Annotated in this window: 21 protein-coding genes; 2 read left to right on the plus strand and 19 right to left on the minus strand. The window is 54.5% G+C overall.

The window, feature by feature from the left end; translation table 11 throughout:
- Positions 1–10: 10 nt before the first annotated feature.
- From BMX91_RS12605 to BMX91_RS12620, 5 genes are all read right to left on the minus strand, one after another.
- The gene (locus BMX91_RS12605; protein WP_092054946.1) at positions 11–562 is read right to left on the minus strand and encodes a hypothetical protein; all 552 of its coding nucleotides are present in this window, start codon (positions 560–562) and stop codon (positions 11–13) included.
- 333 nt (positions 563–895) lie between these two features.
- On the minus strand, positions 896–2,263 hold the full coding sequence (gene rlmD / locus BMX91_RS12610; protein ID WP_092054949.1) for a 23S rRNA (uracil(1939)-C(5))-methyltransferase RlmD: 1,368 nt from the start codon (positions 2,261–2,263) through the stop codon (positions 896–898).
- Between the two features lie 233 nt (positions 2,264–2,496).
- Positions 2,497–2,619 carry a cytochrome bd oxidase small subunit CydS gene (gene cydS / locus BMX91_RS15975; protein WP_008300041.1) on the minus strand — a complete coding sequence of 41 codons (123 nt, stop codon included), beginning with the start codon at positions 2,617–2,619 and terminating at the stop codon, positions 2,497–2,499.
- A 21-nt stretch (positions 2,620–2,640) separates the two neighbouring features.
- Positions 2,641–3,669 (minus strand): cytochrome d ubiquinol oxidase subunit II, encoded by a 1,029-nt coding sequence (locus BMX91_RS12615; RefSeq protein ID WP_092054951.1) that lies wholly within the window; start codon positions 3,667–3,669, stop codon positions 2,641–2,643.
- Positions 3,666–5,030 carry a cytochrome ubiquinol oxidase subunit I gene (locus tag BMX91_RS12620; protein ID WP_092054954.1) on the minus strand — a complete coding sequence of 455 codons (1,365 nt, stop codon included), beginning with the start codon at positions 5,028–5,030 and terminating at the stop codon, positions 3,666–3,668. Before BMX91_RS12620 ends, BMX91_RS12615 begins: the two co-directional genes overlap by 4 nt.
- A gap of 339 nt (positions 5,031–5,369) precedes the next feature.
- On the opposite strand from BMX91_RS12620, the gene BMX91_RS12625 reads away from it, so the two are divergent.
- On the plus strand, positions 5,370–5,804 hold the full coding sequence (locus tag BMX91_RS12625) for an NUDIX hydrolase (RefSeq protein ID WP_092054956.1): 435 nt from the start codon (positions 5,370–5,372) through the stop codon (positions 5,802–5,804).
- A gap of 97 nt (positions 5,805–5,901) precedes the next feature.
- Here BMX91_RS12625 and BMX91_RS12630 read toward each other — a convergent pair whose 3' ends face one another.
- The 12 genes from BMX91_RS12630 to BMX91_RS12690 all read right to left on the minus strand — a co-directional run bounded on the left by BMX91_RS12630 (position 5,902) and on the right by BMX91_RS12690 (position 20,899).
- Positions 5,902–6,816: a diacylglycerol kinase gene (locus BMX91_RS12630; protein ID WP_092054960.1), complete on the minus strand. Its 915-nt coding sequence runs from the start codon at positions 6,814–6,816 to the stop codon at positions 5,902–5,904.
- Between the two features lie 152 nt (positions 6,817–6,968).
- A complete protein-coding gene (locus BMX91_RS12635; RefSeq protein WP_092054964.1) occupies positions 6,969–7,538 on the minus strand; it encodes a thioredoxin family protein in 570 nt (189 codons plus the stop codon).
- A 71-nt stretch (positions 7,539–7,609) separates the two neighbouring features.
- Entirely contained in the window at positions 7,610–8,227 is a 618-nt protein-coding gene (locus tag BMX91_RS12640; protein WP_092054968.1) for a superoxide dismutase family protein, read from the minus strand.
- A 522-nt stretch (positions 8,228–8,749) separates the two neighbouring features.
- Positions 8,750–10,180 (minus strand): Asp-tRNA(Asn)/Glu-tRNA(Gln) amidotransferase subunit GatB, encoded by a 1,431-nt coding sequence (gene gatB / locus BMX91_RS12650; protein WP_092054975.1) that lies wholly within the window; start codon positions 10,178–10,180, stop codon positions 8,750–8,752.
- Positions 10,177–11,646: an Asp-tRNA(Asn)/Glu-tRNA(Gln) amidotransferase subunit GatA gene (gene gatA, locus BMX91_RS12655; protein WP_092054978.1), complete on the minus strand. Its 1,470-nt coding sequence runs from the start codon at positions 11,644–11,646 to the stop codon at positions 10,177–10,179. The genes gatB and gatA overlap by 4 nt, the downstream gene beginning before the upstream one ends.
- A gap of 24 nt (positions 11,647–11,670) precedes the next feature.
- Positions 11,671–11,961: an Asp-tRNA(Asn)/Glu-tRNA(Gln) amidotransferase subunit GatC gene (gene gatC, locus BMX91_RS12660; RefSeq protein ID WP_092054980.1), complete on the minus strand. Its 291-nt coding sequence runs from the start codon at positions 11,959–11,961 to the stop codon at positions 11,671–11,673.
- 68 nt (positions 11,962–12,029) lie between these two features.
- Positions 12,030–13,115 (minus strand): CamS family sex pheromone protein, encoded by a 1,086-nt coding sequence (locus tag BMX91_RS12665; protein WP_177168389.1) that lies wholly within the window; start codon positions 13,113–13,115, stop codon positions 12,030–12,032.
- Positions 13,116–13,134: 19 nt separating this feature from the next.
- The gene (ligA, locus tag BMX91_RS12670; protein ID WP_092054983.1) at positions 13,135–15,138 is read right to left on the minus strand and encodes an NAD-dependent DNA ligase LigA; all 2,004 of its coding nucleotides are present in this window, start codon (positions 15,136–15,138) and stop codon (positions 13,135–13,137) included.
- A 289-nt stretch (positions 15,139–15,427) separates the two neighbouring features.
- A complete protein-coding gene (pcrA, locus tag BMX91_RS12675; protein ID WP_092054985.1) occupies positions 15,428–17,677 on the minus strand; it encodes a DNA helicase PcrA in 2,250 nt (749 codons plus the stop codon).
- 67 nt (positions 17,678–17,744) lie between these two features.
- Positions 17,745–18,446 carry a heptaprenylglyceryl phosphate synthase gene (pcrB, locus tag BMX91_RS12680; protein ID WP_177168393.1) on the minus strand — a complete coding sequence of 234 codons (702 nt, stop codon included), beginning with the start codon at positions 18,444–18,446 and terminating at the stop codon, positions 17,745–17,747.
- Between the two features lie 513 nt (positions 18,447–18,959).
- The gene (locus BMX91_RS12685) at positions 18,960–19,400 is read right to left on the minus strand and encodes a cell wall hydrolase (protein ID WP_092054989.1); all 441 of its coding nucleotides are present in this window, start codon (positions 19,398–19,400) and stop codon (positions 18,960–18,962) included.
- A gap of 170 nt (positions 19,401–19,570) precedes the next feature.
- On the minus strand, positions 19,571–20,899 hold the full coding sequence (locus BMX91_RS12690; RefSeq protein WP_092054990.1) for a D-serine ammonia-lyase: 1,329 nt from the start codon (positions 20,897–20,899) through the stop codon (positions 19,571–19,573).
- A 112-nt stretch (positions 20,900–21,011) separates the two neighbouring features.
- Here BMX91_RS12690 and BMX91_RS12695 point away from each other — a divergent pair, with 112 nt between their 5' ends.
- Positions 21,012–21,821, plus strand: coding sequence for an MBL fold metallo-hydrolase (locus BMX91_RS12695; RefSeq protein ID WP_092054992.1), 810 nt, complete (start codon positions 21,012–21,014; stop codon positions 21,819–21,821).
- A gap of 1 nt (position 21,822) precedes the next feature.
- On the opposite strand, the gene BMX91_RS12700 is transcribed toward BMX91_RS12695, so the two are convergent.
- Together BMX91_RS12700 and BMX91_RS12705 are read right to left on the minus strand one after the other, a co-directional pair.
- Entirely contained in the window at positions 21,823–22,356 is a 534-nt protein-coding gene (locus BMX91_RS12700) for a GrpB family protein (RefSeq protein WP_177168390.1), read from the minus strand.
- A gap of 63 nt (positions 22,357–22,419) precedes the next feature.
- Positions 22,420–22,971 (minus strand): GNAT family N-acetyltransferase, encoded by a 552-nt coding sequence (locus tag BMX91_RS12705; protein ID WP_092054998.1) that lies wholly within the window; start codon positions 22,969–22,971, stop codon positions 22,420–22,422.
- Between the last annotated feature and the right edge of the window lie 9 nt (positions 22,972–22,980).

Raw genomic sequence — 22,980 nt, forward strand, 5'->3', positions numbered from 1 at the left:
TATCAGGCTTTCATTCTTTAATAAATCTAATCGCTTCTTTTGCAACTTTTATTGTTCTTTCCGGATTAACAGCTATTGAAATTCCGAGTACACCAACTGAAGCTACTACAACTGCTGAACCAGCAAAAAAACGATTTTGTTTTTTTTGTTCTTCATTAAGTTGTTTAGTATATTCGCGTTGCTCTCGTTTTTCCTCACGTTCCCGGTTCAAAATTTCCTCAGTTTGTTTAAACAGATCTGCTCGCTCTTGTTCGGTCAATGCTGCCTTGCTTCTCTCTATCAAAAATTCTAACTGTTGATTTAATGATTTTATATACTCAGTCGTGGACTGTTGATCAGCATGAATAATACTTTCAGTAGCTTTTTGATCACCTTTTACTATCTCTGTAAAAGCAACAAAAAATTCAGGCAATCTTTCATTATACCCTGTGAAATATGCCTTCAAAGTATCAGTGTCTAATCTTTCACTATTTAACATTCCCTTTATAAAAGTTTTCTCTTTTGAAATACTATTTTTAGGTTCTTCAAAAGCATTCACTATATTTTCATTATTATTTTCCATTTTATCTGCCTCCTACTTTTCTGTTTATTAAATTATTTGAGCCCGAAAAGCACGGCAAACTTCTTTTCTGTGCTGTAACAGCTACAGAAAATCAACATTAAATGTCCTTCATAAACTTGACGGCGATAATCTTATATACCTTAATTCAAAGCACAATAAATACTCCGGTTATCACAGATGAGTAGTTGTTATGGCATTTCAAATATACTCATGTTAATTATGCTACATTTTGGCTATCATTGGAACCATTTTCGCAATACTTAGACTCCTTAAGTCTATCTTAACTTCTATCCGGAGAAAAAAACGAACTCCAAACCGGAGTTCGCCATAGTTTTATTGATCTAATTCCAGCCAAGTCACTGCTTCCACATGACTCGATTGAGGGAACATATCAACCGGTTGTACTTCCTTCGTTTTGTAACCGCCGTCTTCGAGGATGCGGAGATCACGGGCCTGCGTCGCCGGGTTGCAGCTGACGTAGACGAGGCGCTTCGGACGGTACTCGAGGATTGTGCGAAGCAGGTGCTCGTCGCAGCCTTTCCTTGGCGGGTCGACGACGAGTACGTCGAATCTCTTGCCTTCCTTGTACCAGCGCGGGATGACGTCTTCTGCCGCTCCGGCTTCAAAATGAGTATTCGTGAAGCCGTTCACCTCGGCGTTGCGCTTGGCGTCTTCAATCGCCTGAGGGACGATTTCGACGCCGTACACTTCCTTCGCCTGCTTCGCGAGGAACAGGGAGATCGTTCCGATCCCGCAGTAGGCGTCGATGACGGTTTCGTTCCCGCTAAGGGCGGCGTATTCGAGTGCCTGCGAGTATAGGACTTCCGTCTGGTCGGGGTTGATCTGGTAGAACGAGCGGGCGGAGATTTCGAATGTCACGCCGCCGATCTTGTCGGTGATGACGGGCGGTCCGTAGAGCGGAATCGTCTCATCACCCATGATGACGTTCGTTTTCCGGTCATTGACGTTCTGGACGATCGATGTCACATCCGGTACGACGCTGCGGATCAGTTCGACGACCTCGTCCTTCTTCTTGAACTTTCGGTTTCGGGTGACGAGGACGACCATCGTCTCGCCGGTCGCCTTCCCTTTCCGGATGACGACATGGCGAAGGAAGCCTTTGTCCTTTTGTTCGTCGTACGCCTTGATGCCGAGCTCGTGCAGGCTGTGCTTGATCGTGCGCATGACGACGTCGGCCTCTGTCGACTGGATCAGGCACGTTTCGGTGTCCATGATCGTGTGGGTGCCTCGGCGGAAAAAGCCGGCAACAACTTTTCCGTCCCGCTCCGCAAACGGGATTTGGGACTTGTTTCGGTAGCGCCACGGGTGCTCCATACCTTTCACCGGATGGACAGGAACGTCCGGAAGCTTCGCAATCCGGTCCATGACGTCGCGGACCATCTTGCGCTTGCGCTCCAGCTGACCCTCATAGGAAAGGTGTTGGATTTGGCAGCCGCCGCATTCCGGGAATACCGGGCACGGCGGCTCGACGCGGTTTTCCGACGGCTCGACGATGTTGAGGAGCTTTGCGAACCCATATTTCTTGAGCGTTTTGGTGACCTTGAATTCGACGGTTTCGCCTGGAAGCGCCCCGGGAATGAAAAGCGGATAGCCGTCGATCTTCGCCACGCCTGAGCCGTCATGGGTCAGGTCGGTGATTTCGCCGATCAGCCGGTCGTTTTGTTGGACTGCGTAAGCCATAAATTATTTTCCTCCGATTCAGTGCAGTTGGGTTTATTTTATCAGAGTGCGGCCTGTTTGATTAGAGTAAACTTGTGAGTGGTGTGAATGTCTCGATACTTGCACCGAATGTCTCGATAATACATGTGAATGTCTCGATACTCCCCTCGAATGTCTCAATACCGCACACGAATGTCCCGATACTTCCTCTCCACCACGAAAGCCGCCCCATACCACGGGACGGCTTCTTTCTATTACTTCTTCTTTTCCTTCGGTGGCCTTGTCGCCGCTCCGTCCATCGGGGCGACGATGAAGGCGAGGATGATCGCGCCGATCAGCACGATGAATGGTGCGTAGAACATGAGGAATTCATCCATTACGTTTGCCTCCTTCGCCCTTTAGGCGTGTTCGTCTTTTTTGCGCCCTTTCACGTAGTCCTTGTTGAACAGGAACAGGCGCAGGAGCAGGTACAGCGACGGGATGAGCAGCCCGAGCCCGAGGATGAAGGCGATGATGAGTGCGGTCGCCATTGCCGGGTTCGTGAAGCTGTCGTGGATCGTCAGGTGTGGATACAGCAGGTACGGGTAGTGCGCGATGCCGTATCCGTAGAAGGCGAGCGCGAACTGGCCGATCAGGAGCCAGACCGCGAGGCCGTAGTTGTGCCGTTTCCAGAGCAGGTAAACCGTGCCGATAAAGAGCGCGCCGGACAGCGCGAACATCCACCAGAGGCCGAGCAGCTGATTGTAGTGTTCGGCGTTGTGGCTCCGGAGCTCCCAGACGATGCCGCCTGCCGTGATGATCGTCGGCAGCGACCAGATGAGCGCGTACTTCCTGAGGAGTTCCGTCGCATCGCGGTCACCCGCCTTGTCGGCGTACCAGGTGAGAAACACCGCCGAGATGTAGAGCGTCGCTGCAATCGACAGGAAGACGATCGACCAGGTGAGCGGACTCGTGAACAGAGCGCCGTAGTCGAGGACCGGCTGGCCGTCGACCATGTCGATGAATCCACCCTCGGAGATCGTCAGGACGATCGAGAGAGAAGCCGGAAGCAAAATGCCAGCAAGGCCGTACATAAACGAGTAACCTTTATGACCACTTGCGCCGTACGTTTCAAACGCGTAATACGATCCGCGTATCGCCAGTAGGATCAGCGCGATACTAAGCGGTACAAGCATCGTCGTGCCGTAGTAGAACGCCGTCGACGGGAAGAATCCGACCATCCCGACAAAGAAGAACACGAGGAAGACGTTCGTCACTTCCCACACCGGGGACAGGTAGCGCTGGATGACGTTTGTCAGGATGTGCTCCTTCCCCGTCAGCAGGCTGTAGGCATTGAAGAATCCTGCGCCGAAGTCGATGGCACCGACGATGATGTAGCCGAACAGGAAGGTCATGAGGACCGTGATGCCGAGCACTTCAAGGCTCATCGGTGATCACCGCCCTTTCTTGTTCCTTCACGGACTTCCGCCTCGCGGTCGGCGATTTCGCGTTCGACCGGGTTTTTGCGGAACATCCGCCTAAGCACGACGACGCTGCCGACGCCGAGAATCAGATAGAGTGTTGCGAACAGGTATAGCATCGTGTCGACATGGCCGCTCGTCGTGGCAGCCTCCGGCACTTTCATAATGTCACGCAGAATCCACGGTTGGCGCCCGACTTCCGCATACCACCAGCCGGCTTCGATTGCGATGACTGTCAGTGGTCCTCCCGCGACGATCAGCCAGCGGTACCAGCGTGAGTGGATAAACCGCCATCTCATGTGCCTGCCGAGCCAGTACAGGCCGGAAACCATGATCATGAGCACGCCGATCGTCACCATCGTGTCGAACAGATAGTGGATATAGAGCGGCGGGATCTCGTCTTCCGGGAAGTCGTTCAGCCCAATCACTTCTGCCGTCGGGTCCGAGTGTGCAAGGATGCTGAGCGCGTACGGGATCGTGATGGCGTATTTGACTTCTTGGCCGTCGAGCACGCCGTACAGCATGAGCGGCGCCTCGCCTTCGGTTTCAAAATGCCATTCGGCGGCAGCCAGCTTTTCAGGCTGGTATTCGGCGAGGTATTTCCCCGAGAAGTCGCCGATGACGGCAGCGCCAATCGAGAAGATCAGGCCGAGTTTCATCGTGAGGAACAGCGCCTTTTTGTGGTACACGTGATCCGAGCCCTTGAGCAGCCGGAATGCGGCGATTGCAGCAAGGATAAATGCAGATGTCATATAGGCCGTGATGACCACATGTGCCACTTTTGTCGGCATCGCGGGGTTGAACATCGCGACGAGTGGCTGGATGTTGACGAGTTCGCCGTCCACAATGTCGAAGCCCTGCGGCGCGTTCATGAACGCGTTGACCATTGTAATGAATACTGCCGAGAACGACGCCCCAATTGCGACCGGGACGAGCAGCAGCAAGTGCTTTTTCTGGTTATCGAACCGGTCCCATGTGTAGAGGTAGATCCCCAGGAAGATCGCTTCAAAGAAGAACGCGAACGTTTCCATGAACAGCGGGAGTGCGATGACCTGTCCCGCCAGTTCCATGAAGTTCGGCCAGAGCAGCGACAGCTGCATGCCGATGGCGGTCCCGGTCACGACCCCAACGGCAACCGTGATGACAAATCCCCGTGCCCAACGGCGTGCGAGGAGAATATAGTGTTCGTCATTTTTCCTGATGCCCACCCACTGGGCGATCATGATCATAAGCGGTACACCGACGCCGATTGTGGCGTAGATGATGTGGAAGCTCAGGGTCAGCTCTGTGAGCACCCTCGAAAAAAACACCGACTCTTCATTTCCCATCCTGTTTCCCCCCTCGTTTCAAATGCACTGAATTAGGGTATGTACACATAGTCATCCCCCAAAGATTCTGCCCGCAATTGACAGCAGCATAATGGCTGCCACGGCGAATGCGAGCCACATGAGCCAGCGTTCCTGTTTCTTGTACACGGGGCATCCCTCTCTTTCTTCATCCAGTATACCCTTGGTTTATGAGGGAATAACGCTATGAATGAGACAGTTTTTCGAGCTTGTTATGAACATTCAGTTAAGGTCAAGTGACAGAATGGTGACACTTAGTGTTGCGAAATTTCTAAGAATTAGGTACAATGTATGAACTACTTACAGGAGGTGCCGGCCGTTATGATGGTTGAACTCAGAAAGAAAGTATTGGCTTATATTACTCGCGGAGACGGGCCGGACCAGCAGTTGCTCGTTTACACGATGAAGGACAATCCCGAGTCGGGTATGCAAGTGCCGGGCGGAACGATCGATCGCGGCGAACTCTTGATGGATGCGCTTTATCGCGAAATCGAAGAAGAGACAGGTATCCAGAAGGATGACCTGGTCCTCATCGGCAAGCTCGCGAAAAACACGTACTTCCCCCGTCATCGCGACCGGAAATACGAGCGCACGATCTTCCAGCTGGAATACAAGGGAGACGGCCCCGACGAATGGGAACACACCGTCACCGGCGAGGGCAAGGACCAGGGACTTACGCTCCATATCCGCTGGGCTGCCGTCAACGATATCCCCGATCTCGCGGAAAAACAGGACATGGCGATTGACGCCCTATAAAAGAAACGAAAAGATCCGGCCGGGTGCCGGATCTTTTTTGTTGTGTGGATGGAACTACCCAAACAAATAACCCCCGCCGAAGCGGGGGTTCATCCAATCACACTCTGTCCTGTTCTTTGATCTCATTGATCGGGACGAACATTTCAATGTGGCGGTGGAGGTTTTCAAAACGGGCTGGCAGCATGCCGCCGAACTCGCCGTCGAGGTTCAGCTGGACTTTCTCATCCGATGTGACTTCGATCTTCGTCGGCTTGGCATGGATGACAAGCGGGTCGCTTAAGTGCTCGCCGCGGAGCGCCAGGCTGACAACACGGATAAATTCGTATAGATTGCACTTTTTTAGAATGAACATGCTGAACCGGCCGTCGTTGATGCTGGCATCGGGCGACAGCTTCTCAAATCCGCCGACGGAGTTGGTGAGACCGACGAGGAAGAGCATGGCCTCATCGTCGAACACTTCTCCGTCGTATTCGATCCGGACGCGTGAAGCTTTGATGGAAGGCAGCATTTCGATGCCCTTCAGGTAATAGGCAAGCTGTCCGAGAACGGTCTTCAGCTTGCTCGGCACTTCGTAGGTCAGCTCGGTGATCTTGCCGCCCCCTGCGATATTGATGAAGTGGCGGTCATTGACGATGCCGACGTCGACAGGGATCGTATCGCCGGCGATGATGATATCCAGCGCGTCATCGATGTCTCGCGGGATATGGACGGCGCGGGCAAAATCATTTGTCGTTCCCATTGGGATCAGACCGATTTTCGGACGCTTCTCGTAGCCGCTCACCCCGGCCACGACTTCGTTCAGGGTGCCGTCGCCGCCGACAGCGATGATGATGTCAAAGCCGCGTTCGACCGCTGTTTTGGCCGCCTCAGTAGCGTCGCCTTCACACGTCGTGGCGTGGCAGGATGTCTCATAGCCTGCCTCCTCCAGCCGGACGAGCACTTCCGGAAGGTGTTTCCGGAAGACTTCGCGGCCGGATGTCGGATTGTAGATGATTCTTGCACGTTTGGTCATGGTTGTCCTCTCGCTTCTTGGGTTCTTATATAGGATATGACGGCGGGTTCCGTCAAATGTTGCGTTGGTCACCAAAAAGAAGCCGGCAACAGCCGACTCCCCTTTCTTTCATCCATCATATGCCTGTCCGGCTGAACGTGCAAGCCGGACGTTCAGTCCTGTTTCTGGAGGGCGCCCATGAACGTACGGCGGATATCTTCGTACACCCAAAGCCAATAATCAGCGTTGGAAGTATACTCGACGTAGAGATTCTTAAACAGTTCCTTCTGCTTTTCCTCGAAGTCAGGAGCATCCTTCGGCGGGAGTGACTCACGCTGCTCCATCACGTATTCCTGCACCTGGGGCGCGCGCGGGCCCCACTTGGCAAGGACATCCCCGTCCTTATCCAGAAGAAGGTAAACCGGAATCGAGCGGCCGCCGTTTGTGAGCCATCGGTCGATCAGTTCTGTGTCCGCGTCGCGGTAAGCGATGCGGGCCTCGATGTCAGCCGCCTCGACGATGTGACGGAGAATCGGGTTGTTCATCATCGCATCCCCGCACCAGTCTTCGGTGATGACCAGAATATGCGGCTGCTTTTCCTTGAGGAGACTGATGAACTCGTCATCCTGCGGCAATTTGAATCCTTCGTATACTTTTTCGCTGTTTTCCTTGTGGGTCGTCATGCCCTCCATATAGTCGGTGAGCGTTTTGCCTTCTTCAAAGTACTGCTGTTCGGTTTTCATCTGAGATCCCCTCCTGAATCCAGTTTACTGAATTTCAGTCAAAGGAACCATCATTCCGTTTTATTTCTGAATCACTGCTGAATGACGCCACAGGCAATCCGCTCACCCGCATCCCCGGATGGCTGCGAAGAGTAATCATCTTCCCCTGCGTGGATCACAAGCGATGTGCCTTCTTCAGTGAACAGTGTGTTGTCGGCATCTTGCTGCAGAGAGATCTGGTCCGTATCAAACTCTACATTTGCCGTGCCGTCTTCATCAACTTCTATATTCTCGAAGTCACCGGCATGCGGGCCGGTTTCGCTGTCCTTGCCGTGCTCAGTGTCGCCGGGATTATAATGTCCGCCCGCTGACTCAAAGTCCGGTGCTTCACAGCTTCCCTTTTCATGCACATGGAACGCGTGCGTCCCGGCCGGGAGATTCTCGACTGCGAGTTCCACATGGACGGTTCCTTCGTCCACTTCACTGAGGGTTGCCTGGCCCACCGGCTCCCCTTCCACATCTTCCAACTCGACGATAACATCATCTGCCGGATTGTAACCTGTATCTTCCTGGACGGTTTCAGTATTTTCGGTGTCCTCGGTACCCGTGTCCGTCTCTCCGTTGTCCGTCCCCTGGTCCTGTCCTCCGCAGCCGGCCAATACCGCCGCCAGCAATCCGCTCGCCATTCCCCCGTACCATAGCTTCTTCATGTGAACCTCTCCTTTCAAAGAATGCCTCTCCTTCTCTATTGACCAAGGCGGTAAGGTTAAACCGTGACGGAAGGGCTGTTTATGATCAAGAATTTCTCCCGGGACGCCTTCAGGACTAAGAGATTTGTCACGGTTGAAAAGCTCCTCTCGAGAGTGTTTGCTGGCGGCGGGTTTTCGCACCCAAAGTACACAATCAGGTCGTGAAAGTACAGTAAGCTCGCCGGAAAGTACACCAAGCCGGCGGGAAAGTACACCATCCTCTTCCGAAAGTACAGTAAGCACCCGTGAACGTGATAAAGACTAATAGATTTGACCCAATGAGCGTGAAAACATATGCTGTCCGTGAGTTTACACGTTGGTTGCCCGAGTCTGCACGTTTCACCCCCGAGATTGCACGTTCCGACCCCGAGTCTGTACATTCCGACCCCGAGTCTGTACATTCAGCCCCCGAGTCTGCACATTCACCCCATGCCGACCCCTATCCATAACAAAAAGACCGCCCCAAAAGGACGGTCTCCGGAATCAGCGTTTGCGGATTTCCTGGTTGATGAGCTTGTTGACGAGCGGCGGGTTGGCCTGGCCTTTCGTCGCTTTCATGACTTGGCCGACGAGGAAGCCGACGGCGCGGTCTTTCCCTTCCTTGAAGTCGTCGATCGACTGCTGGTTGTTGTCCAGCACTTCGGTGACGACTTTCAGGAGTTCGCCTTCGTCGGAGATCTGGACGAGGCCTTTTTCCTTAACGATTTTTTCAGCTTCGCCGCCGTTGTCGGCAAGCTCCTTGAACACTTTCTTAGCGATCTTCGAGGAGATCGTGCCTTCCTCGATGAGCTTGATCATGCCCGCGAGGTTGTTCGGCGTGAGGCCGGTGTCCGAGAGTTCCTTCTGGTTCGTGTTCATGTAGGCGGAAACTTCGCCCATGAGCCAGTTGGAAGCGAGCTTCGCGTCCGCTCCGGCCTGTACCGTCGCGTCGAAGAAGTCGGACATGTCCTTTGTGAGGGTCAGGACCATCGCGTCGTATGCCGGGAGGCCAAGTTCACTCACATAGCGCTCTTTCCGGGCATCCGGGAGTTCCGGAATTTCCGCGCGGATACGCTCCATCCATTCATCGTCGATGACGATATCGGTGAGGTCCGGTTCCGGGAAGTAACGGTAATCATCGGAGCCTTCCTTGACGCGCATGAGGATCGTCTTGCCGGTCGACTCGTCGAAGCGGCGGGTCTCCTGCTCGATGATGCCTCCGGAAAGAAGAACTTCCGCCTGGCGTTTTTGTTCGTGCTCGAGGCCCCTCTTGACGAAGTTGAACGAGTTCAGGTTCTTCAGCTCCGCCTTCGTGCCGAATTCTTCCTGGCCGTATGGGCGCAGCGAGATGTTGGCGTCGCAGCGGAGCGAGCCTTCTTCCATCTTCACGTCGGAAACGCCCGTGTACTGGATGATCGACTTGAGCTTCTCGAGATACGCGTAAGCCTCTTCCGGTGTGCGGATGTCCGGCTCGGAAACGATCTCGATCAGCGGCGTGCCCTGGCGGTTGTAGTCGACGAGGGAGTAGCCTTTGTCGGTGTGGTTCAGCTTGCCTGCATCTTCCTCGAGATGGAGGCGCGTGATGCCGATGCGCTTTTTCTTGCCTTCAACCTCGATCTCGATCCAGCCGTGTTCGCCGATCGGCTTGTCGAACTGGGAGATCTGGTAAGCTTTCGGGTTGTCCGGGTAGAAATAGTTTTTCCGGTCGAACTTCGTCTCCTGGTTGATCTGGCAGTTCAGGGCCAATGCGGCCTTCATGCCAAACTCAACGGCGCGCTTGTTGAGCACCGGGAGGACACCCGGGTAGCCGAGGTCGATGACGTGTGTGTTCATGTTCGGGCCCGCGCCGAAATGGTTCGGGGCCGGAGAGAAAATCTTCGAGTCTGTTTTTAGTTCAACGTGGACTTCAAGTCCGATGACGGTTTCAAAGTTCATTGTTCCAATCCCTCCCGAATTTCCGGCATCCGCTTGTGGAAGTCGGTCGCCTGCTCAAACGCGTGCGCGACGCGGTAGACGGTCGACTCGTCGAAGTGGCGGCCGATGATCTGGAGACCGAGCGGCAGGCCATTGTCGAATCCGCAAGGGACCGAGATCGCCGGGACGCCGGCCAGGTTGACCGGAATTGTCAGGATGTCGTTCGCGTACATCGTGAGCGGATCGTCGATCTGCTCGCCTAGCTTGAACGCAGCTGTCGGCGAAGTCGGGCCGATGACGACATCGTATTTCTCGAATGCGTTCGTGAAGTCATCGCGCACGAGCGTGCGGACTTTCTGCGCCTTTTTGTAGTACGCGTCGTAGAAGCCGGAGCTGAGGGCGAACGTGCCGAGCATGATCCGTGTCTTCACTTCGTCCCCGAAGCCTTCGGAGCGCGTCTTTTTGTAGATCTCTTCAAGGTTGGCAGCGTCTTCCGCGCGGTAGCCGTAGCGGATTCCGTCAAAGCGCGCGAGGTTCGAAGACGCTTCGGACGAACTGAGCAGGTAGTAGGCTGGAAGCGCGTACTTCGTGTAAGGAAGCGATACTTCCTCCACTTCGGCACCAAGCGATTCCAGAACCTTGATCGCGTCTTTGACGGCGTTGCGGGACGCTTCCCCGACGCCTTCGCCGAGGTATTCGGAAGCGATGCCGATCTTGAGTCCCTTGATGTCGCCTGTCAGAGCCGATGCGAAGTCCGGTACATCGATATCAAACGACGTGGAGTCATACGGGTCATGGCCGGAGATCGCCGACAGGAGGAACGCGTTGTCCTCGACCGTGCGTGTGATCGGGCCGATCTGGTCAAGCGACGAAGCGAATGCGACCAGGCCGTAGCGCGAAACGCGGCCGTAGGTCGGCTTCATGCCGACGACGCCGCAATATGCTGCCGGCTGGCGGATCGAGCCGCCCGTGTCGGAGCCGAGTGTGAACGGAACTTCCCCTGCTGCCACAGCAGCGGCGGAACCGCCGGACGAGCCGCCCGGGACGTAGTCGAGGTTCCAAGGGTTTGCCGTCTTTTTGTAGTACGAGTTTTCGGTCGATCCGCCCATGGCGAACTCGTCCATGTTGACTTTGCCGACTGTGATCAGGCCGGCATCGTCAAGCTTTTTCGCAGCCGTCGCGTGGTAGATCGGGTCGAATCCGCCGAGCATGCGGCTTGCGCATGTCGTCTCGAGGCCTTCGGTCACGATGTTGTCTTTCACGCCGACCGGCAGGCCGTGGAGCGGGCCGCGCTGGTCCGCAGGGGTGTTGTCGAGCTCAGCGGCGCGCGCCTTCGCCTGCTCTTCGTTGAGCGCAAGAAATGCCTTGACGTCGCCGTCGACCTTGCCGATGCGGCGGAACGCCTCATCCGTCAGTTCGGAGACGGACACTTCCTTGCTATGTAGGAGCTGCTGGAGCTCTTTAGCGGAATGATTAAATAGCGTCATCTTTCTGGTTTCCTCCTCTGTCCGTCAGCCCAGGATGGATGGCACTTTGACCATGCCATCTTCATGCTCGGGTACGTTTTTCAGCATCAGGTCGCGGTCGAGCCCTTTGGCCGGCTCGTCTTTCCGGAGCACGTTGACAAGCGGCACCGGGTGCGTCGTCGGTGCAACGCCCGATGTATCCACTTCGTTCAGCTGCTCGGCAAACTCGATGATCGATGCAAGTTTTTCTGTATAGTGTTCAGCTTCTTCTTCAGTAATGGCGAGGCGCGCAAGATTCGCGACGTGCTTCACCTGATCCTTCGTGATCGCTGCCATAAGTGTATCCTCCAATCGTGCAAATGTCCTTAGTCTATGCCTCCGCTATCATATCATGAAAGGCTGCATCAGTTGTGATAAATATGGGTGTACGGCTCCGCTTCCCCGCGCTCTTTTACGATGAGCGCTTCGGGCCCTTTCGTGGAGGTGATGCTCACCTCGATATGGATGTCCGGGAAATGGTCCACGAGCAATCCGGTCAGATATTGTGTGAATCCGATGATCTCCGCATTGCCGTAAAACTCGATCGGCACATCGATGTCCATTGAGACGATCTGCCCGTCTTTATAGAAACCGGTCCCGATCACGTTGACGAAGGATGAAAAGTACTTTTCGACATCCTGCTTGAAGTTCCTGAAGCTTGTGTCGACGTTGCGGTAGCGGTCTTCACTGGAGCTTGTCGGGAACAGGACAAACTCTTCATCGATCGGATTCCAGCCGGACAGTACGTCCTTGCCTTTTTCCGCGATGCCGACCGCAAAGTAGTTGCCCGGGACGATCGATGTTTTCGGGCTCTGCTTAAACAGGCCGACGACGACCGGCACTTCCTTCAGGCCTTCGATGCCGCGTATCCGCTTGACGATAGTCGCAGCTGCAGCTTTCCCGTTTTCTTCGACCTGCGCGGCCGGCAGCGTATCCCCGGTGATCGTATTGACCGTGTTCAGGGCGATACCAATCGATACCCCTTCAAGACGGATCTTGTCCTCGGATGTCCGCTTCAGATAGTTCTGCTCAAGAACATGCGCGATGTAGCGCGGGGCTTCATTGCCGGCCGGGTTCAGGCCCTCAGGATTGTTCTCCTCGTCCTTGCCGCCGATCCAGGAAAGGATCGTCTCCTGGTCGAGATACTGGCCTTCCTGGTAATAGTACTCGTCGGTCGGGAATTGCTGCTGTGACAGGCGCATGAGGCCGCCCTCGACTTCCGCGATGTTGTACTGCGAATTCAGCATGCTGACGACAAGGCCGTATGAGGCACTTTTCTTGTATGGCAGGAGCATCCGGTAATATTCATCCTTCAGCTGATGGGTCGGAATGATGACCCGAGTCTCCTGCTCCTCTTTTACCTCGGCTTCTTCCGGCTCTTCGCTCTGCGGCATACAGCCGGAAAGCAGGAGCACGGCGATTGCGGCCGCGGTGATTGTCTTGATCTTCAATGGTGGAAATCCCCTTTGGTCACTGGATTGCTTGGGTGAGGGCCGCTTCGTCCCACACTTCGATGCCGAGCTCTTCCGCCTTCTCAAGTTTGGATCCGGCGTCTTCACCCGCAACGACGAGGTCGGTCTTTTTGCTGACACTGCCGGTCACTTTCGCCCCGAGGGACTCCAGCGCCGCCTTCGCCTCGCTCCGTGAGAAGTGTTCAAGCTTGCCCGTAAGGACAACGGTCTTGCCCGCGAGCAGCCCGTCTTCCGGGATGTCCTGCTTGCGCGGCCCTTTATAGGTGGTGTTGACGCCCGCCGCCGTGAGCTTGTCGAGCACGGTGTGCACATCTTCATTGTCAAAGTAGGACACGACGGAATCCGCAACTTTGTCGCCGATCTCATGGATGGCGGTCAGCTGCTCTTCGTTCGCCTCCTTCAGCGCGTCGAGCGTACCGAATTCCTGGGCAAGAGTCTGTGCGGCCTTTTGCCCGACGTGGCGGATTCCAAGGCCGAACAGCAGCTTCTCGAGCGAGTTTTCCTTGGAGCGGGTGATCGCGGAAACAAGGTTTGACGCGGACTTTTCACCCATCCGCTCGAGTTCCAGCAGCTGTGCTTCTGTCAGGCTATAAAGGTCTGCCGCATCCTTGATCAGGCCTTCGTTGAACAGCTGCGCGACGACTTTCTCGCCAAGGCCCTCGATGTTCATGGCATTGCGCGAGACAAAGTGGATGACCGACTCCTGGAGCTGTGCCGGACACTGCGGGTTCACGCAACGGAGTGCGACCTCATCTTCAAGATGGACAAGCCCGCTTCCGCAGGCCGGGCACTCCGTCGGCATCTGGTACTCTACTTCATCGCCGTCACGCTGGTCGGCAAGTGACATGACGATCTCCGGGATGATGTCGCCGGCTTTCCTGACGACGACCCGGTCACCGATGCGGATATCCTTCTGGCGGATCAGGTCACCGTTGTGCAGGGAAGCACGCGCGACGGTCGTCCCCGCGACGCGAACCGGCTCGAGAATCGCTGTCGGTGTGACGGCCCCGGTCCGCCCTACGGTCAGCTCGATATCAAGAAGGTCGGTGACAACTTCTTCCGCCGGAAACTTGTAGGCGGTCGCCCAGCGCGGGCTTTTGGCCGTGAAGCCGAGATCATCCTGCCGGGAGAAGCTGTCGACCTTGATGACGATGCCGTCGATCTCATAGGAGAGGTCCTGGCGGCGGTCCTGCCATGATTCGATGTAGGCGATGACCTCATCGATGTCTTTGCACCGGCGGCGTTCCGGATTCGTCCGGAAGCCGAGCCGGTCGAGATAGTCGAGCGCCTCGGAATGGGCATCCAAGCCATACGCCGCTCCGTCGCCGCCGACACCGTACATGAAGACGGAGAGGTTTCGCTTGGCGGCGATTTTCGGATCAAGCTGCCGGAGCGACCCGGCTGCTGCGTTCCGGGGGTTCGCAAACACATCCAGCCCCTCTTCCTCGCGGTGTTCGTTCAGCTTCATGAAGCTTTTCTTCGGCATGTACGCTTCGCCGCGGGCTTCGATGGTGACGTCTTCTGACAGCTTCAGCGGGATGGCCCGAATGGTCCGGAGGTTCGCCGTGATGTCTTCTCCGACCGTTCCGTCGCCGCGGGTCGAGCCCTGTTTAAAACGGCCGTTCTCATATTTGAGCGAAATGGCCAGGCCGTCGATTTTCAGTTCGCACACGTATGTGACGTCCCCCGCATCCGCCCGTACACGCCGGTCGAATTCGCGGAGGTCTTCCTCGTTGAATGCATTGGAAAGGCTCAGCATCGGCGTATCATGGACGACTTTGCTGAAGCCCGGCAGAATATCTCCGCCCACCCGCTGCGTCGGAGAGTCCGGCATGATGAGGTCCGGGTGGCGTTCCTCGAGTTCGATAAGCTCGTTGATCAGAGCGTCATACTCCGAGTCAGGCACGAGCGGATTGTCGAGGACGTAGTACGCGTGGCCATATTCGTTGAGGAGCTTATGAAGCTCCTTTACGCGCTGTTCAAGTTGAAGTTGATCTTCCATAACGGATCCCTCCGGAACGACGATATAAGAAATCGATCTGATGCAAAGTGGAGCTGGCGGAGCAGGCATGTGGCAAATTCGAATGCCATATTGCAATTTCAGGCCCCATGGTGCATATCAGGCGGCCATGTGGCAAATCAGCCAGCCATGCGGCAAATCAGCCGTCCTTGTGGCAAATCACGCGGCCTTGTGGCAATTCGGCATGCCATGTGGCAAATCAGCCAGCCATGCGGCATATCCGGAGGCCATGTGGCAACTCCAGACCCCCTATTGGCAACTCCGGGCTCTATTAAGCCTTTTCGATCGGGGCGAATTTGGCGAGGAGGCGCTTGACGCCGACCGGTTCCGGGAAGGCGATGTCGAGCTCTTTGTCTTCCCCTTCGCCGCGGACGCTGACGACCATGCCTTCGCCCCACTTTTTGTGCTTCGCCTTGTCGCCGGCTTTCCAGCCGACGGATGCGCCGTTTTTGCGGGCTGCCGGTCGCCGGACGGCAGGGCGTGCCGCAGGACGGCCGCCGAATCCGCCGGAAATCGGCGTGCGGCTGTAGTCCGGCTGTGAGCCGCCGGCGCCGACAGTTTCGATGATGTCCTGGGAGATTTCATTGATGAAGCGGGACGGGCTGTTATAGCTTGTCCGTCCGTAAAGCGTGCGATACTGGGCGGACGTGAGGTAAAGCTTCTCCTCCGCCCGTGTGATGCCCACATAGGCCAGCCGCCGCTCTTCTTCCATCTCGTCCTCGTCCCCGATCGAGCGGGAGTGCGGGAAGACGTTTTCCTCCATCCCGATGATGAAGACGACCGGGAACTCAAGGCCCTTCGCAGAGTGCATCGTCATGAGGACGATCTGCTCGTTCGACGCATTTTCTTCCTTATCAAGGGAGTCGATGTCCGCAATCAGCGCGAGGTCGGTCAGGAATGCGACGAGCGACTTGTCGCCCTCGTCCTCATCCGCGCGCTTTTCGAACGACTCAGTGACAGACAGGAATTCGTTGATGTTCTCGAGACGGCTTTCCGACTCAATCGTCTTTTCATTGTTCAGCATCGCGCGATAGCCGGACTTCTCAAGCACTTCCTCAACGAGTTCGGTGACCGACAGGAACTCCTGCATCTGCGTGAACCCTGCGATCAGGTCGCGGAAATCGGCTGCCTGATTGATGGCGCGCGGCTGTAAGCCCGGGATAAAGTCGACTTCCTTGAGCGCATCAAAGATCGACAGGTCGTTCTGGATCGCATAGGTCGCGATCTTATCGAACGTCGTTGCACCGATGCTCCGCTTCGGCTCATTGATGATGCGTGCGAGCGACAGATCGTCGTCGTTGTTCGCGATCAGCCGGAGATAGGCAAGCAGATCCTTGATCTCCTTGCGGTCGTAGAACTTCGTGCCGCCGACGATCGTATATTCCAGGTTCGACTTGACCAGGTATTCCTCGATCATCCGTGACTGGGCGTTTGTCCGGTAAAGGACGGCGAAGTCGGTTAGCTTTCGGTTCTCCTTTTCCTGCAGCTCGAGAATTTTCGAGACGACAAACTGGGACTCATCCTTTTCGTCGGACGCCTTGTAGACGTAGATGTGCTCCCCTTCCGCGTTTTCCGTGCGGAGGTTTTTGTCGTAGCGGCTCGCATTGTTCTTGATGACGTCGTTGGCCGCCTTCAGGATGCGCTGTGTCGAGCGGTAGTTCTGCTCGAGCATGATGACTTTTGCATCCGGATAGTCTTTCTCAAACGAAAGGATATTGCCAATATCCGCACCGCGCCATCTGTAGATCGACTGGTCGGAATCACCGACGACACACAGATTCTTGAACTTCTCGGCAAGCATGCGCACGAGCTTGTACTGGGCGTGGTTTGTATCCTGATACTCATCCACGTGGATGTATTGGAATTTGTTCTGGTAGAACTCAAGCACTTCCGGCATCTGCTCGAACAGCTTGATCGTGACCATGATCAGGTCATCAAAGTCGAGCGACTGGTTTTTCCTGAGGCGCTTTTCATAAGCGGCATACACTTCGCCCGCGGTTTTCTCGAACGGGTTGAACGCATTCGCCTGTTCCTGGAACGTCTTCGCATCGATCAATTCGTTTTTCGCATTCGAAATCGTGCCAAGCAGAGAGCGCGGCTCGTATTGTTTCGGGTCGAGGTTCTGTTCTTTCAGGATGTTCTTGATGACGGTCAGCTGGTCGGAGCCGTCGAGGATCGAGAAGTTCTTCGAGTAGCCGATCCGGTCGATTTCGCGGCGCAGGATCCGGACGCACATCGAGTGGAACGTCGAGACCCACATGCGCTCGCCCGTGCCCGGTCCGAGCAGGCCGTCGATCCGCTCGCGCATTTCTCGCGCGGCCTTGTTCGTGAACGTGATTGCGAGAATCTTCGAAGGATACACCTGCTTCTCCACGATCAGGTAGGCGATCCGGTGGGTCAGGACCCGCGTCTTGCCGGATCCCGCCCCTGCCATGATGAGAAGCGGCCCTTCTGTCGTACGGACCGCTTTTGCCTGTTCGGGGTTCATGCCATTGAGGAGGTTGTTTGAAATAGTTTCCATGGTGGCTCCTTTCTGATGAAGCGTTCGGGCAGACGGAATTTCAATTCCAGTCTGCTCTATTTTTATATCAAATAGTCTTTTCTGTTTCTTTCACAGCGCGGACAGTTTTCATGGCCGCCTTCAGGTCTTCATAAATGATATTGCCGACGACGATCGTGTCTGCGAATCTTGCCATCTCGGCGGCCTGTTCCGCTCCGCGGATGCCCCCGCCGTACACGAGGCGGGTGTCTTTCAGCACTCGGGCCGTTCGGCTCACCGTCTCAGGATTGCCATAGGTGCCGCTGTACTCCAGGTATAGGACGGGCAAACGGAAGAAATGCTCCGCGAGCCGCGCATAGGCGATGACGTCCTCCGTTTCGAGTGGCGCTCTTGCACCCGTAAGCCCGGCCGCCTTGCAGTCAGGATTCAGGATGACGTAGCCCTCTGAGAGAATCTCGCTGAAGTCCATGATGTCGCCATACTCCCGGATCGCTTCGAACTGATGGCCTTTGATCCAGGAGGCGTCGTCAGTGTTCAGGACGGTCGGAATGAGGAAACCATCGAAGCCCGGCGTGATCGCCTCGGCGTCAGACACCTCGAGGACGACCGGCACCGAAAACCTGCGGATCCTCATAAGAAGTGCGAGCACATTGTCGAGGGTCACGTTGTCGGTTCCGCCGACAATCAGTCCATCCGTCCCCGACTCGCACACCCGCTCCAGCGCCTCATCACTGATCTCCTTGGCCGGGTCCAGTTTAAACACATGCCGCCATTCTAGAAACTCCATGATGCAGTACCACCTGTCTATAGTTTGCGTCCCCCCATTATAACAAAAAAGACTCCATCCGGCGGCTGTTTTGGGGTGCCGCTGAAAGGAGTGTTTCAGTATGGGTATTCTTGTGGAGTGAGACGGGAGAGAGATCTTTCGTCCGAAAGCAAAGCGACATAGCGCCTGATGTCGGGATGGCGGGGGTTCAATGCCCCCGCTAGCCCGTCTTCCTCAAAAAGAGAAGCCCAGCCGGATCTTTCTGTTAAGAGCCAGCTGGGCGCATCAGCAGCTTTCAAATGCGTCCCGGGCCAGGTCAAACTCCCATTAGATAATGAAAAAGTGATCCACCTGAGCCATAAGGGATTGAGCTGTCTTTTCGAATCCAACATATTTCACTTGTGGTTGATTCAGATATTGCATGCGTCTCTAGAGGAGTGATTTGGTGAACTTCGATATCACGTATACAGCCAAAATCATACTACATATAACTTCTCGTAAGTGTGAAGAACAAGTAACAACCTCACCAGGCTTTTTTTAGTATCTATAAACACTTTCGCATGTATTGGCCTGTGGCTCATAATAACAATGTTGTTTAAATTGTCCTGCAAATGGTTGACCATACCATGTAGGCGGACACGGAGCATACGGATTAAAATACCAAAGAGCATACTTAGAAGGATGTTGTCCCCAATAGTTTACTACTTGTCGTGCCAGTCTTCTCTCTACTTCTCTTGCCGGACTATAAAATAAATTACCTTTTTGTACTGCTTCAAAGGAATAATTTCCACCTTGAACCTGAAAAATTACATCCTCTATGGTTCTTACATCCCTAAAATCCAAACAATCCGCTACTGCTCGATTTATAATGACATTCCCAACCATAAGCATCCCAAGCTGCCCTTCACCCTCAGCCTCTGCCCGCATCATTCGTGCAATTAAATCAATGTCCTTTTCCCTATATTTCACTCTCGGCACTTTACATCACCTCTACCGAGAATTGTATTCAAAACAGCCTACAAAGATGTTAAGCGGCTACATCATATTTGGGAAATTGTTAAAAGAACGTGTGGCCGCGCATAGGTTTCATGCGCGCTTTCCCCAAGCCGAATGTAAAAAACGCCGGCACTCAGCCGGCGTTACATCCATCATCTTCCCTTATTAATATACGACTCCATCACATCTTCCGGCACCATCCCCCCGCCGGTCGCCCAGGCGATATGGACGGCACGGTCCATCCGATCTATCATCCCCGGATGAACCGGAGCTTCGAATCCGGACTTGGCGACATGCACCGCTCCCGGCACCCCCGCCAATGCGGACGGCTCCAGCCGGATTCCTTCAAGTTCGCTCATCTTCGCGAGGAGGCGGTAGAGCCTGTCGTCATCCACGGTAAACGAACCGGCGAGCAGCCGCTCCATCACTTTGCCGACGAAGCCGGACGGACGGCCGACCGCGAGGCCGTCCGCATCCGTCTTGTTGTCCAGGCCGAATTCCTGGACCGACACTTCGTCATGCTTTCCGGTAACGAGGCCGAGCAGCATGCACGGGGCATGGGTCGGCTCCGCGAAAAAGCAGTGGACGTGGTCGCCGAATACCTGCTTGAGGCCGAATGCGATGCCCCCGGGACCTCCACCGACGCCGCAAGGCAGATAAACGAACAGCGGCCGCTCCTCGCCGATAATAATCCCCTGTTCCTCAAGCTGTCCTTTCAGCCGCAAAGCCGCAACTGAATAGCCGAAGAATAATGTCTTCGAATTTTCATCATCGACGAAGTGGTCGTTCGGGTCCGCTTCCGACTGGCGGCGCCCTTCTTCGACCGCCTTGCTGTAGTCGTCCGGATGCTCGACGACATTTACGCCTTTTTCACGGAGCATGTTCTTTTTCCATTCTTTCGCATCTCTCGACATATGGACCGTCACCCGGAAGCCCATCTTGGCACTCATGATGCCGATGCTGAGGCCCAGGTTCCCAGTCGAACCGACCGTGATCGAATACTTGGAGAAGAACTCGCGGAAGCGGGGTTCAGCGAGCACCGAGTAATCATCCGACTCCTTGAGAAGTCCATGCTCCAAAGCCAGGTCCTCCGCATGCTTCAGCACCTCATAGATGCCGCCGCGCGCCTTCACGGAACCGGAAATGGGCAGATGACTGTCACACTTAAGCATCAGCTGTCCCTGAATTTCTACTCCGGACTCCCCTTCCAGCCATTTCTTCATTTCAGGAATCTCTTTCAGAGGCGATTCGATGATGCCACCAGCAGCTTCTGTTTCCGGAAACACCTTCGCGATGTACGGTGCAAACCGTTTGAGGCGTGCCTCTGCGTCCTTTACATCACTGATCGATAGGCCTGTCTCTCTCTCATGAACAGACCCGTATATCGGGTTTTCCCAAAACACTTCCTCCGCCTTTGCAATTTCACCGATGACCGGATGTTCCCCTGTCCATTCGTCAACTGTCTTCCCTGCAATCTTCATCCTGAAAGTCCCCCTTTTACTCCTACTTCCTCTATTAAAGCAGGAATCCGTCAAACTTTCCCGAATCAATAAAAAATGAATGACTATTCATCAAAAAGGAGTCGTGATTAGTTTGCTCCAAACATATGAACATGACGGTGTGACCTGCCTCGAACTAACACACCCGATCATGGGGAAAGTCTTTTCCTTCCTCACCAATGGTATGCTGATCGACACGGGCCCGCAGTCCCTTGAAGCCGATATTTTGCCCTATCTGCAGCAGGCACCGTTCGACCAGATTGTCCTGACGCATAGCCACGAAGACCATTCCGGAAATGTGCCGACGCTGCTTGAACACCGGGACGTACCCGTCTTTATCCATGAAAAAGGAATTGCCACATGTGCGCAAGACACCCCATATCCGGCATACCGCCAGGCGGTATGGGGAAAGCGCAAGCCCTTCACGGCTCGGCCAGTTCCAAAAACGATCCGTTCCCGCACGCGTCAGTGGACGGTGATCGAAACGCCTGGACATGCAGAGGACCACATCAGCCTCTTTGATCCGCAGACAGGAACACTCTTCGCCGGCGACCTGTTCGTGGGGCCAAAGACGAAGGTGATCATGGCGGACGAATCGATTCCCGATCGGATGGATTCCATCAGCAGGCTGCTTGCACTCGACTTCGGGGCATTGTTCTGCTGCCATGCGGGCTATGTCGCTGATGGCCAAGAGAAACTTCAACAAAAGCTGGACCATCTTGAGTACATCTATAGCGAGATTGAAATCCTCCACAAAAAAGGCCTTCCGGCTGAAGACATCCGGAAGGCGCTGTACCCGAAAGACTATCCGATCATCAGCGTTTCGGGCGGAGAATGGGATTCGCTTCATATTGTGAATTCAGTCATTGCGGATATCGAGAAAAAGACGCCTCGACCGATTTGAGTCAGGGCGTCTTGGCGTTGCGGGCTTCCATCCACTTCTCCGCACTTTCCTGCAATTCCCGGATCAGCGGTGCTTTCCGCTCCTGGTAGAGCTTCACATCCTTCACACCTTCTTCAGCAATCCGCATCTTCAGGCTGCGGTACCGCTCCGCTTCAACCGGATGTTTCCTGAGATAGTCTCTGAATGCCAGATGGCGTTTTACCTGGTCCGAGCCGTTGGCAAACATATGGACATGATGGGTGTGGACGTTCCCCTCTGCCCTGACAAAATAACGCCTTCCGGGTACCCCGTGCTCTCCCCTCGCCACAAATCCCTCAAGCTCCATCTGATGATTGAATGTCTCCAGTTCCCCAATGTCACGCACTTCCACAAGAATATCGATCACCGGCTTGGCGGCCATTCCCGGGATTGATGTGCTGCCGATGTGATGGATGTCCGTCAGATTCTCTCCCAGAATCTTTTTAAGCTTGCGGGCTGTTTCCTTAAACTCTGTTGCCCATTCTCTCCGGTATGCGACCATTTCGAGGTTCCGCATGGCTGTTCCTCCTTCGACAAAAAACAAGGACGAAGACATGGTCTCCGCCCTTAAAACTGGACTCTATTTCCACTCTCTTTTTAACAGCGAGAAAGAATAGTGGTCATAGTACTTTCCTTTATAAAAGTGCTTGTCTCTATAAATTCCTTCATTTTTAAAATTGAGGCCCGTCAATACATGGCATGACCTGCGGTTTTCCAAAGCAACAAACGCATTTATCCGGTTCAACTGCAGATTCCGGAAACCGCTCCCGATCGCTGCGGTCAGTGCCTCTTTCATGTATCCCTTGCCCCAATATTCCGGGTATAAGTCATAACCAATCTCAGCAATATGATTGGTCTTATCCCATAAATGAAAGCCGCAAGTTCCAACCCGTTCACCAGTATCTTTCTTTACCAGCACCCATCTGTTGTACCCGTTGATTTCGGGGTTGGAAAAGAATTTCACCAGCTCGGCCGCTTCTTCTCTACTTGTGAAATTCACTTCATCGTAAAGATACTCACAAACCTTCTCATCGCTGAAATGTTTGTATATAAAATCCGTATCTTCTTCCCTTATATTTCTTAAGATCAGCCTTTCCGTTTCTAGTTCCGGAAAAAGTAATGGCTTACTCATTGTTCATCT

The organism is Bhargavaea ginsengi, assembly GCF_900109165.1.
Lineage (GTDB): Bacteria > Bacillota > Bacilli > Bacillales_A > Planococcaceae > Bhargavaea > Bhargavaea ginsengi.